The following is a 12348-nucleotide window of genomic DNA, read 5'->3' on the forward strand; positions in this document are numbered from 1 at the left end:
ACGTTGTATGGATCACGAAGTAGATGGCAAAACCCCCGGCCTTTCCGCCGAGGAAGAGCGCGAGATTGATGAGAATCAGCCGCCCCGCGCGGCGGTGTTGCACGAAACCATTCGCATGCAGGGCGACCACGAACTGGAGCGCAGCGTAGCCGCGCTGTGGTGGTCGGCACTGGCTGCAGGGCTGACCATGGGCCTGTCGCTGATGGCCATGGGGTTGTTGAACTCGCGCCTCGAAGGCATCCCCGGCAGTCATGTGATCAGCAGCCTCGGCTATTCTGCAGGGTTTCTGGCGGTCATCCTGGCGCGCCAGCAACTGTTCACGGAAAACACCATCACGGCTGTGCTACCCGTCATGAGCAAGCTGAACCTGGCCAACATCGGGCGGCTGCTGCGTTTGTGGGGTGTGGTTCTGACCGGCAACCTGGTCGGTACGCTGACGGTGGCCTATGTCATGCTCAATCTGCCGATTTTCGATACCAGCACAGACAAGGCGTTTCTGGAAATTGGCCACAAGGTCATGGAAAACGACATGGCCCAGATGTTTTCCAAGGGCATCGTCTCGGGCTGGATGATTGCGACCATGGTCTGGATGATCGCGTCGATGGAAAACGCCAAGATAGCGATCATTGTGCTTATCACTTACCTGATGGCGCTTGGCGACTTCACGCACATCGTGGTGGGTTCGGCCGAAGTATCCTATCTTGTATTCGCGGGTGAACTGGGCTGGAAGGATTTCTGGTTTGCCTTCGCAGGCCCCACGCTGGCAGGCAACATCATCGGTGGCAGTTTTATTTTCGCTTTGATCAGCCATGCGCAGATCCGCAGTGAAAAAGACACCACAGAGAAAATGGAGCGCGATCGCAAAAACAAGGAAGAAAAACTTCGCCTGGAGAAGGCGCAGAAGCTCAAGGAAGCGGATTTCACGGCAAAGCGAGAAATATGATCCCTATCATTAAACTTTCTTTCAGGAAACGCGGCGGATTTTAAAGGCAGAATGACTCTTTGAACGCATCTATTCAGGCAGGGACCATGACCCGAATTCTGGCAATCGAAGATGATGCCATCACTGCAAAGGAAATCGTGACCGAACTCAGCAGCCACGGGCTGGAAGTGGACTGGGTCGACAATGGCCGTGACGGTCTGGCGCGTGCAGTGAGTGGTGATTATGACCTTATTACCCTGGACCGCATGTTGCCGGAGATGGATGGTCTGACCATCGTCACCCACTTGCGCGCCCAGGGCATTTCCACGCCGATCCTGATGATCAGCGCCCTCTCCGACGTGGACGAGCGCGTTCGCGGTCTGCGTGCCGGAGGGGACGACTATCTGCCAAAGCCCTTCGCGTCGGATGAGATGGCTGCGCGCGTCGAGGTGCTGTTGCGGCGCAGCAACCCGGTCAGTGCCGCCAAGACGGTATTGCAGGTTGCCGACCTGGAACTGAACCTGATTACCCGGGAAGCGTGTCGCGGCGGCGAGCCGCTGATCCTGCTGCCCACCGAATTCAAGCTGCTTGAGTTTCTGATGCGCAACAGCGGACAGATCATCACGCGAATGATGATTTTTCAGGAAGTCTGGGGCTACCACTTCGACCCGGGCACCAACCTGATCGACGTACACATCGGCCGTCTGCGCAAGAAGATCGACCAACCCGGCACCGCACAGCTCATTCAGACCGTGCGAGGATCCGGCTATGTCATTGCCGAACCCGTCTGACGGCTGGCGATCATCAACGAGTCGATTACTGGCGCTGTACAGCTCGCTGTTCGTAGCCTGGAGCGTAATTCTGCTTGGCGTCCTGTACTGGGAAGTTACGTCCTATCTGGACACCCTCGCCCGCCAGTCACTTACCCATCGCCAGCAACTGTTTTCGCGCTTCGAGGGGCAAGGACTGGTGGACGCTCTGGCCACCAGCATGACCTTCGATACCCGGTCCGTGGATGCCTACGGTCTGTTCGACGAGAACTTCCGGCCGGTTGCCGGGCCTATCAACAGCGTCCCGAAAAACCTGCCGATAGACGGCCAGATTCATGTGCTGAACGATTGCATCGAGTCGGACGATCCAGGCATGCCGCAAGGCAGTTGCGATGCGATCGTCAATCGCACCTCGGACGGCCGCTGGCTGGTGCTCGTTCGCGAGAACGGCTCGCTGTTTGCGGTGAGCACGCTGATCCTGCATGCCTTGCTGTGGGGCATCTCGCTGACCATTATTCCCGGTGTTGCCGGCTGGCACTTGCTGCGCCGGCGACCGTTGCGGCGTATCCGTGCGATCCAGGCCAGCGCCGAATCGATCATCGCCGGCGACATGGCCGGCCGTCTGCCGGTCTCCAACAGGCGCGATGAGCTAGACATGCTGGCGGTGATCGTCAACGCCATGCTGGACCGCATCGAAAAGCTCATGAACGAGGTCAAGGGCGTCTGCGACAACATCGCCCATGACCTGCGCACACCGCTGACGCGCTTACGCGCGCAGCTTTACCGTATTCAACAGCAGTCAGCCCACGATTCGACCCATGCCACGCAGATTGCCCAGGTCATCAGCGAAGCTGACACGCTGATGGCACGCTTTCGTGGACTGCTGCGCATCTCCGAGCTGGAAGACCGCCAGCGGCGCTCGGCATTCGTTGAACTGGAACTGCGCCCATTGCTGCAGGAGCTGCACGACTTCCACCTGCCGCTGGCTGAAGAAGACCAGATCACCCTGATACTTGACCTGCATGAAACGTTACCCACCCTGGTGGGCGACCGCGCCCTGCTGTTCGAGGCACTGACCAACCTGCTGGGCAACGCAATCAAGTTCACCCCTGCCGGTGGAGTCGTCAAAGTCAGCGCCTACCCTGCCCCAGGCGGTACCACACCGTGCATCGAGGTAAAGGATTCCGGCCCTGGCATCCCCGTCGCCGAGCGCGCCGCTGTCTTCCAGCGCTTTTATCGCAGTGAGGCCGGAACCGAGCAAAGCGGCTTCGGCCTCGGTCTCTCGGTAGTGGCCGCAATCGTCAATCTGCACGGTTTTACGCTGCAGATAGGCACCAGCGAATACGGCGGCGCAAGTTTGCTGCTGGAATGCCGCACAGTGAATACGCTGGCCTGATATTCAGGCACTTTTCAAGCCCACGATTGCACGATCGCGCCTGCTTTTTGACGAGATTAACGCGTCTGGCCCAAGGGTTTCAGCGACTTAGATATTAATCTGGCGCGTTCTGCCAAACATAAAGCTGTAACTAGGTGTTACAAAATCATACTCTGCTTGACCGTTTCAGCCTGCGCAAGTTCCTCTCAATAAATACGCTTTTACGGCTGGATACGGCGTTTTTCCCCGATTAAATCCTTCTCTTTCGCAAAACATGATGGCCAAACGCCAAGGTGAAACGTGAGCGACTAGACATTTTTATGACGTCAGTGACTTGTCGCAATGCTGGCACTGCGTTATCTATGTCCGGGCAGACACAGTTCCTGCGGTAACGTTTCCGCTGCACCCAGAATAATAACTCACCGGATTTCGCCACTTACCAGGCGAGGCTTTGGCATGGCTGCCGAAGCAGAGAACGCTGCACTAATTGCTGGATAACATTTTAGCTGGGAGGCTGTTATGGGCGCACAATCGAAGATTCTAACGATCGGTAAGTACAAGGTTTACGCCGAGACTTACTGGAAAGGCAGCGACGCCAAGACCATTCTGCTGGTCAACGGTGCACTGTCGACCACTGGCTCTTTCGGGCAGACGGTCAAGTACTTGCAACCGCACTACAACCTGGTGCTGTTCGATCTGCCGTTTTCGGGACAATCCCGAGCGCATAACCCGGACGACATGATGGTCAGCAAGGAAGATGAAGTAAACATTCTCCTCCAACTGATTGATCTCTATCAGGTAAACCACCTGCTGTCGGTCTCCTGGGGCGGTGTATCGGCCCTGCTGGCCCTCTCTGCATGCCCTCCATCCGTAGAAAAAGCCATCATCAGCTCGTTCTCGCCGGTGCTCAACGAGGCCATGCTCGACTATATCGACAACGCCCAGGTCTACCTCGCCGCGCGAGAAAAACGCAAGATCGGCTCACTGCTCAACGACACCGTGGGCAAGTACCTGCCGCGCCTGTTCAAACTCTATAACTACAAGCACCTGATCAGTCTTGCCGAGCACGAATATCGCCAGATCGACTTTCACATCAGCCAGATTCGCCAACTAAGCGCCAGTAATTACGTCGAGCGTTTTTCCTCGATCAACATTCCGGTGCTGTTCATCAACGGTGAAAAAGATGAATACACCACCGTTGCAGATGCCCGCATGTTTTCCAACTACATTGCCAAAAGCAGTTTCAACGTAGTTCCGGACACCGGGCACTTTCTGGACTTGGAAAGCAAGGCGGCGTGGCACCACTCGCAAAGAAACGTACTGACATTTCTGGGCACTGAAGCTACCCAGGAGGTTTGGCCCAGCGTCACCGCGATGGCCTGAAGCACTCGCCTGCGCCCGGGAAGCCCTTGCGCTTTTCCGGCGTGACGCTGTGATTCATGGGTGTTGGCTTTCTTTGATCGGGCAGTGCTATTCGTTGATGACTTATCCCTTTGCAACGCTGCTGCGTTCGTGCTGCCGTGTTTCCGGAAATCTCCGGCCGTTGCACTCTCTGTACACTCAGCCCGGCGTGGTGCTGGGGTTCATCTCGCTACTCTCGCTCAGCGCCTGTTCTGCAGGAAAACCCGCAGAAAAGGCGCTGGTGCGAGTCACCGCGCAACCGGTTGCCTTACTGAACGTCGCCAGCAGTGTGACGCTGACGGGCGACATCCAGGCACGCAAGGTGACCGAGCAATCGTTTCGTGTCTCCGGCAAGCTGATCAAGCGCTATGTGGATGTCGGGGATCGAGTGCGGGTCGGGCAAGTTCTGGCCAGACTCGACGCGCGCGAGCAAAAGACCGAGCTGGCGTCAGCCAGTGCCGAAGTCGCCGTACGACAGTCGCGGCTGCACCTCGCCGAACAAAACTACCAGCGTCAGCAAGTGCTGCTGCCCAAGGGTTATACCAACCTCAGCGAATACCAGAGGGCCCGCTCTGGGCTCGACAGTGCGCGGGGGGATCTGGCCGCGCTGCAGGCGCAGCAGGCCAACGCGCGTGATCAGGTCGGTTACACCGAACTGTTCGCGGCAGCCAATGGCGTCGTGACGGCGCGCTATGCCGAAGAAGGTCAGGTGGTTCAGGCCGCCACTGCGATTTTCAGCGTCGCTCATGATGGCGAGCGCGAAGCGGTGTTTTCCGCGTACGAATCGCTGCTGCGCGCCGATCAGACCGGTGCTGCAGTGACTGTCAGCCCCTTGGGCCAGCCGGAGATTCAGCTGAGCGGCATCATCAGGGAAATCACCCCTATCGTCTCCGCCGCGAACGGCACGTTGCGGGTGCGCGTTGCACTGCAGGGCGCCGCTGCGTCGCTCGCACTGGGCTCCGTGGTCAGCGCTCGCTTGCAGACGCAGTCGCAATCGGCGTTCGCCCTGCCCTGGTCCGCATTGAGCCGTACACAAGGACAACCGGCAGTCTGGCGGGTGGACGCTCAGGCCAGGGTCAGGCTGACGTCTGTGAAAGTGCTGCGTTACGAACAGGGCCAGGTCATCGTTTCAGAGGGCTTGTCCGAAGGTGATCGGGTGGTTTCCCGAGGGCTGCAGTTTCTCTACCCGGGACAACGGGTAGAGGTCGCAGAGCAAGCACCAGCCGAACAAAGCGTCTCGCTGGCGTCGTCGGGAGCTGCGCGATGAGCACCTCGTGCGTAGAACCACGAACGAGATCCCGCTGCTGGCTGATCTGCATTCTGATCGTGGCACTGCCGGGATGCCGCGACAAACCGCTTCGCGAGGTTGTCGAACGCCCGGTGCTGTTCACCGAAATAGTCGATCAGCACAGCGCCTCTTATGGCCGCTTCGCCGGCGTCATCGAGCCGCAGTATGAAGCGGAATTGGGGTTTCGCGTCGCTGGCCGACTGGCAACCCGGCACGCGGAGATCGGCGATCAAGTGCGCAAGGGCGATCTGCTCGCCACCCTGGAACCCGGCGACCAGCAACACCGTTTGCGTGCCCGCCAGGCGGAACTCGGCAAAGCCCAGTCCGCCTGGCAACAGGCGCGCGACGAGTTGACGCGCTACCAGCAGCTCTATCAACGCGCTATCGGCTCGCGAGCACGAATGGATCAGAGGGTCAGTGGCGCGCTGCACAAGGGCGAAAAAGTAGTGACTGCCGGCGTCAACGGCATGCAGTCCGGTCAGAAGGTCCGTGTGCAGCGAGAGGTCGGTTTGTGAAGGAGCGCTTCAATCTATCGGCCTGGGGGCTCAGGCATCGCACGCTGGTCTGGTACATGATGTTCGTTTCACTGCTGATGGGCAGCTGGTCATTCCTGAATCTGGGGCGTGAGGAAGACCCTTCATTCGCCATCAAAACCATGGTCATTCAGGCGCGCTGGCCGGGTGCGACGCTGCCCGACACCCTGCAGCAGGTAACTGATCGGCTGGAAAAGAAACTCGAAGAAATCGACGCGCTGGATTACGTGAAAAGCTACACGCTGGCTGGCGAATCGACGCTTTTTGTCTTCCTCAAAAGTGAAACCCGAAGCGTTGATATCCCGGCAGCGTGGTATCAGGTACGCAAGAAGATCAGCGATGTGCGCAGCGAACTCCCCAGCGGTATTCAGGGCCCTGCGTTCAATGACGAGTTTGGCGATGTGTTCGGCAGCATCTATGCGTTCACCGCCGATGGCCTGTCTTTCCGCCAACTGCGCGACTATGTCGAGCAAGTGCGCGCCGACATCCGCAGCGTGCCCAACCTGGGCAAGATCGAGTTGCTCGGCGCCCAGCGCGAAGTCATTTATCTGAATTTCTCGATCCGCAAGCTCGCGGCGCTGGGCATCGATCAGCGCCAAGTGCTGAAAAGCCTGCAAGCGCAAAACTCGGTTACGCCTGCTGGCGTGATGGAGGCCGGTCCCGAACGCATTGCGGTGCGGGCCAGCGGGCAGTTCAGCAGTGAACAAGACCTTGAGGCTGTCAATCTGCGCTTCGGCGACCGGTTCTTTCGCCTCAGTGACCTGGCAACCATCGAGCGCCGTTATGCCGATCCGCCCTCCTCACTGTTCCGCTTCAATGGCCAGCCGGCCATTGGCCTTGCGGTGGCCATGAAGCAAGGTGGCAACATCCAGGCATTCGGCACCCAGTTGCAGCAGCGCATCGATGATCTGACTACCGAATTACCGCTGGGCATCGACGTGCACCTGGTCTCAAGCCAGGCCGATGTGGTCGAAAAAGCCATCGGCGGCTTCACCCATGCACTCTTTGAAGCGATCCTGATTGTGCTGGTCGTCAGCTTCATCAGCCTCGGCATCCGTGCCGGTCTGGTGGTGGCCTGTTCGATTCCGCTGGTGCTGGCGCTGGTCTTCGTGTTCATGGAGTACAGCGGCATCACCATGCAACGTATCTCGCTGGGCGCGCTGATCATCGCCCTGGGGCTGTTGGTGGATGACGCGATGATCACCGTCGAGATGATGGTCACTCGCCTTGAAAGCGGCGACTCGTTACCGCAGGCCGCTACCTTCGCTTACACCTCGACAGCGTTCCCGATGCTGACCGGCACATTGGTCACGGTCGCCGGTTTCGTGCCCATCGGCCTGAACTCCAGCTCCGCAGGCGAATACGTGTTCACCATGTTCGCCGTCATTGCCGTAGCGTTGCTGCTGTCCTGGCTGGTGGCGGTACTGTTCGCGCCACTGATTGGCGTGCACATCCTCAAGGCGTCCGCGCAACACGCAGCGCCGGGGCGCTGGATGCGTGGTTTCAGCCGACTGCTGGTCAAGGCACTCGAGCACCGGGGGTGGGTCATAGGCATCACTCTGCTGATGTTCATCGCGTCGCTGTTTGCAGGCAGGCTGCTGCAGAACCAGTTCTTCCCGGACTCCGACCGGCCGGAAATTCTGGTGGATATCTACATGCCGCAAAACGGCTCCATCGAAGGTACCCGCCAAACCATGGACCGCTTTGAAGCAGCGCTCAAAGGGGATGCCGATGTGCTGCGCTGGAGCTCTTACGTGGGCAAGGGCGCGGTGCGTTTTTACCTGCCGCTGGATCAGCAATTGAGCAACCCGTTCTACGGACAACTGGTGATCGTCAGCCAGGGTGGCGAAGCGCGTGACCGGCTGATCGAACGCTTGCGTCAGCGCTTTCGCGACGATTACGTCGGCGTGGGTGGCTACGTTCAGCCGCTGAACATGGGGCCGCCAGTGGGCTGGCCGGTGCAATACCGGGTCAGCGGGCCGGACATCGAACAGGTGCGCAGCCAGGCCATGGCGCTGGCGGCGATTCTCGATGCCAACCCCAATATCGGCCAGGTCATCTATGACTGGAACGAACCGGGCAAGGTGCTGAAGATCGACATCGCGCAGGACAAGGTGCGCCAGTTCGGTCTGTCCTCCGAGGACGTGGCGCAAATCCTCAACAGCCTCGTCAGCGGCACCACCATCACTCAGGTGCGTGACAGCACCTATCTGATCGACCTGGTCGGACGTGCGGACAGCGACGAACGCAGCTCGGTGCAGACCCTTGCCAACCTGCAGATTCCCACACCCGGCGGTGCGAGTGTGCCGCTGCTGGCGTTCGCCACGCTCAGTTACGAGCAGGAACAGCCGCTGGTGTGGCGGCGTGACAGACTGCCGACCATCACCCTGAAAGCCAACGTGCTCGGCACTTTGCAGCCGGCAGCGCTGGTCAGGCAATTGAAGCCCGACGTCGATGCGTTCAGCGCCGACCTGCCGTTACGTTACTCGGTCGCCACTGGCGGCGCAGTCGAGGCCAGCGCTCGCTCACAGGGGCCGATCCTGAAGGTCGTGCCGTTGATGCTGCTGTTGGTGGTCAGCTTTTTGATGATCCAGTTGCACAGCGTGAAAAAACTGCTGCTGGTGGTCAGCGTAGTGCCGCTGGGCCTGATCGGCGTGGTCGCGGCCTTGTTGATTTCCGGCTATCCGCTGGGGTTCGTGGCGATTCTGGGCGTGCTGGCGCTGATCGGCATCATCATCCGCAACTCGGTGATTCTGGTCACGCAGATCTATGAATTCATTGCCGCCGGGGAAAGCGCCTGGACATCGGTGGTCAAGGCCACCGAACATCGCTGCCGACCGATTATGCTCACTGCTGCGGCCGCGAGCCCGGGCATGATCCCGATTGCCCGCGAGGTGTTCTGGGGGCCGATGGCCATCGCTATGATCGGCGGCATCGCCATCGCCACCCTGCTGACCCTGTTTTTCCTGCCGGCGCTGTATATGGTCAGCTATCGGATCAGGCCACCCGCTGTTTAGCAGGTCAGATTTCCACCGGCAGGAAATCGAACAGCGCCTGTGGGGCCTCGACCAACATAATGCGCTTGAGCGGGTCCGGGCATTCAAGCGCGCGAAACTGCTCGACCACACCGGTGTAGCTGACCACGTGCTCATGCTGAGTGTGCGGCCAGTCGCTGCCCCATACCAGTCGGCGCGGGCCAAAGCTTTGCAGCAGCAACGGCCATGCGGCGCGAGCAAACGTCGCGTTCTGCTCGACACTGCCGCCCAGACGATAGATCGCCGAAATCTTCATCCACATCTGTCCGCTAAGGCCCAACTCCAGCAAGGCCTGGAACGCCGGATCATCAACACCAAGGCGCGCATCGGGCCGCCCGAAATGGTCAATCACCAGCTTGCAACCGAACGGCAACAACTGCCGAATCAGCCCCGGAAGGTCAGCGACCTCGCGGTGCAGTTCGACATGCCAGCCTAGCGTCCAGATGTGTTTGAACAGCGTCTTCCATTCCGGCGCGGCAAAGTCTGGCAGCGGCCTGCCGATCAGGTTCAGGCGGATGCCGACGATGCCCAGCCGGGCCATATGCTGCAACGCACCGCGACTGATGTCCGTGTCGACCACCGCCACACCGCGCAAGCGGTCCGGAGCCTGCGCCAGGGCATCGAGCAGAAACCGGTTATCGGTGCCCAGAAAACTGGGCTGGATCAAAACACCGTGGCTCAGACCATGTTCGCTGAGGTTGGCCAGATAGGCGTGCACCGTTGCGTCGTAGTCCGGGCTGTAACGCCGTCCTGACGCCAGGCTCAAATCCTTGCTGAAGACATGTGCGTGGGCATCGATGCCCAGTATTGGCGTGGTACAAGAATCAGTCATGGGTTCGTCTATAAAGAGTCAGCGCGGCGCCGCAACACCGCGAATGAAAGGTTTTCAAGCCCGCTGCGCGGCGCCCTTGTCCAGTGGTTCGGCAACGGGCAGCGTAGCCTCGAGGTTGCGTCCACGGGTTTCCGGCAGGCAGAAAGCGGCAATCATTGCCACGCCGTAGGCAATGCCGGCGTCGATTCCTATGGCGCTGCCAAGCGACATTGACTGGCTCATATGCCCCACCAGAAACGGGAACACCGCCGACAGCACGCGCCCGAAGTTGTAGCAGAAGCCCACCCCGGCACCCCGCACCGCTGCCGGGTACAGCTCGTTGAAAAACGAGCCGAGGCTGGCCGGAATGCCTGCGGCGAAGAAGCCCAGCGGAAAGCCGAGAAACAGCATCTGTGTGTTGCTCAACGGCAGCAACAGGTAACACTGAACGGTGACCACGCAGCACAAGGCGAACAGCATAATGTTCTTGCGTCGACCTATGCGGTCGATCAACAGACCGCTGCACACACAACCGCACCAGAACGCAACGATAATGACCGCCAGATAGCCGCCTGAACTGAGCACGGACAGGTTGCGCTCGGTTTTGAGAAAGGTCGGCAACCACGTCATGACCGCGTGATAACCGCCGTGCGCACCGAGCCCCAGCAAGCCACCGAGCAAGGTAACGCGCAGCAGCTCGGGGCGAAAAATCCCGGCCATCGACTTGAAGAGGTTGACCTTCGGCGCGGCGCTTTTGTGCATGCGCAGGAAGCTCTCCGGTTCTTCGACATTGCGTCGCACCCAGATGATCATCAGGGCGGGCAGCAGGCCGACAAAGAACATGACCTGCCAGGCAATATCCTCCGGTACAAACGAATAAATCAGGGTGAACAGCACCACTGCAAGGCCCCAGCCGACGGCCCACGCACCTTGCACGGTGGCCATGACCTTGCCGCGGTAGCGGGACTGAATCGTCTCGGCCATCAGCACCGCGCCTGCTGCCCACTCACCACCGATGCCAAAGCCCTGCAGCGCCTTGACGATCAGCAACTGGTTGAAACCGGTCACGAACGCAGACAAAAAGGTAAAGAAGGAAAACCACAGAATCATCCACTGCAGCGTGCGCACCCGGCCATAGCGGTCGGACAGCGTCCCGCCCACCCAGCCACCCAACGCCGACGTTACCAGCGTCACCGCGCTGATCAGCCCGGCATCGCCCTTGGTCAGGGCAAACGCAGCAATCAGAGCCGGAATGGCCAGACCGAACATCTGCACTTCCAGAGCGTCCAGCGACCAGCCGCCAAAACAGGCCCAGAAGGTCTTGCGTTCTTTGGGAGTGACGTCGCGATACCAATTGAACATGGCGCTTATCCTAATGGGCGTTGCACGGCTCGGGCAGGCTGCAGCGCTGTCAGCGAATGTCCACGCTGTAGCGGAAATGGCTGGCGTGCCCTCGCGAGCGGCGCCACTCCAGAGGTTCACCGGCGTAATTACGCGCCACACGCTCGATGACCACCACCGCACTGCCGACCGGAATCTGCAGCAACCGGCCGTATACGTCGTTAACCGTCTCGGCCGTCAGGCTTTCTTGCGCACAGGCGACCACCTGACCGCAGACATCTTCGTAGATCGGATAAAGCAATGGCCCCTGCGTATCGAGGTCAAGCTCCAGCAATGCCTGAAACCGCGCACGTGGCAGCCAGATCTCTTCGGCCAGCACCGGCTGGCCATCCAGCAACCGCAAGCGGACCATACGAATCACCGGCGCACCTGCGCCCATCCCCAGCGCTTGAGCGACCGACGAAGGCGCATCCACAGGCTCGACGGATAAGATCCGGCTTTCCGGCACCCGGCGTTCACCCGCTTCGGTTTGAAAACGGAAAAAACGAAACAGCGAGGACTGAAACTGCGCGCGACGAATGAACGTGCCACGCCCCTGCTGGCGCTCCAGAATGTTGTCGCTGACCAGCAGATCAATGGCCTTGCGCACCGTACCAGTGGACAGGCCATACTCTGCAGACAACGCCGCTTCGGTAGGAATCGCCTCACCCGGACGCCAGCGATTATTGGCAATCTGCTCAGCCAGGCTGTCGCGCAGGCGTTGATAAAGCGGTAGACGTTCGTCGCTGGAAAGCTTGTTCATTGTTTTATTCATCCAGTCATCTATATGAATTTCTGAAAAGAGTATTCATCCGTGGCAAGCGAAGGTCAAT

The 12348-nt window shown here is 59.6% G+C and carries 9 protein-coding genes and 1 pseudogene; 7 read left to right on the top strand and 3 right to left on the bottom strand.

Going from position 1 to position 12348, the window contains the following annotated elements; translation table 11 throughout:
• Nucleotides 1-7 precede the first annotated feature (7 nt).
• From JOE39_RS09400 to JOE39_RS09430, 7 genes and pseudogenes are all read left to right on the top strand, one after another.
• On the top strand, nucleotides 8-943 hold the full coding sequence (locus JOE39_RS09400) for a formate/nitrite transporter family protein (protein WP_003396430.1): 936 nt from the start codon (nucleotides 8-10) through the stop codon (nucleotides 941-943).
• 86 nt (nucleotides 944-1029) lie between these two features.
• The gene (locus JOE39_RS09405; RefSeq protein WP_003343378.1) at nucleotides 1030-1713 is read left to right on the top strand and encodes a winged helix-turn-helix domain-containing protein; all 684 of its coding nucleotides are present in this window, start codon (nucleotides 1030-1032) and stop codon (nucleotides 1711-1713) included.
• Entirely contained in the window at nucleotides 1691-3088 is a 1398-nt protein-coding gene (locus JOE39_RS09410; protein WP_024665349.1) for a HAMP domain-containing sensor histidine kinase, read from the top strand. Before JOE39_RS09405 ends, JOE39_RS09410 begins: the two co-directional genes overlap by 23 nt.
• A 498-nt stretch (nucleotides 3089-3586) precedes the next feature.
• Nucleotides 3587-4450 carry an alpha/beta hydrolase gene (locus JOE39_RS09415; protein WP_210077440.1) on the top strand — a complete coding sequence of 288 codons (864 nt, stop codon included), beginning with the start codon at nucleotides 3587-3589 and terminating at the stop codon, nucleotides 4448-4450.
• Between the two features lie 97 nt (nucleotides 4451-4547).
• The gene (locus tag JOE39_RS09420) at nucleotides 4548-5735 is read left to right on the top strand and encodes an efflux RND transporter periplasmic adaptor subunit (protein WP_210077438.1); all 1188 of its coding nucleotides are present in this window, start codon (nucleotides 4548-4550) and stop codon (nucleotides 5733-5735) included.
• Nucleotides 5732-6166 (top strand): annotated as a pseudogene (locus JOE39_RS09425) (biotin/lipoyl-binding protein); the annotation flags it as partial. The gene JOE39_RS09420 and the pseudogene JOE39_RS09425, both read left to right, overlap by 4 nt.
• Before the next feature lie 101 nt (nucleotides 6167-6267).
• Complete coding sequence (locus JOE39_RS09430; RefSeq protein WP_210077437.1) at nucleotides 6268-9306, top strand: efflux RND transporter permease subunit; 3039 nt, start codon at nucleotides 6268-6270, stop codon at nucleotides 9304-9306.
• A 4-nt stretch (nucleotides 9307-9310) separates the two neighbouring features.
• Here the strand turns inward: JOE39_RS09430 and JOE39_RS09435 are convergent, their stop codons facing one another.
• Genes JOE39_RS09435 through JOE39_RS09445 form a run of 3 tightly spaced genes read right to left on the bottom strand, consistent with a single transcriptional unit; the run spans nucleotide 9311 to nucleotide 12278 of the window.
• Nucleotides 9311-10156, bottom strand: coding sequence for an amidohydrolase family protein (locus JOE39_RS09435; RefSeq protein ID WP_004417319.1), 846 nt, complete (start codon nucleotides 10154-10156; stop codon nucleotides 9311-9313).
• Between the two features lie 54 nt (nucleotides 10157-10210).
• Complete coding sequence (locus JOE39_RS09440) at nucleotides 10211-11497, bottom strand: MFS transporter (RefSeq protein ID WP_210077435.1); 1287 nt, start codon at nucleotides 11495-11497, stop codon at nucleotides 10211-10213.
• 49 nt (nucleotides 11498-11546) lie between these two features.
• Complete coding sequence (locus tag JOE39_RS09445; RefSeq protein WP_003343391.1) at nucleotides 11547-12278, bottom strand: GntR family transcriptional regulator; 732 nt, start codon at nucleotides 12276-12278, stop codon at nucleotides 11547-11549.
• Nucleotides 12279-12348 lie beyond the last annotated feature (70 nt).

Origin of the sequence: Pseudomonas sp. PvP100 (genome assembly GCF_017833055.1) — a bacterium.
Taxonomy (GTDB): domain Bacteria; phylum Pseudomonadota; class Gammaproteobacteria; order Pseudomonadales; family Pseudomonadaceae; genus Aquipseudomonas; species Aquipseudomonas syringae.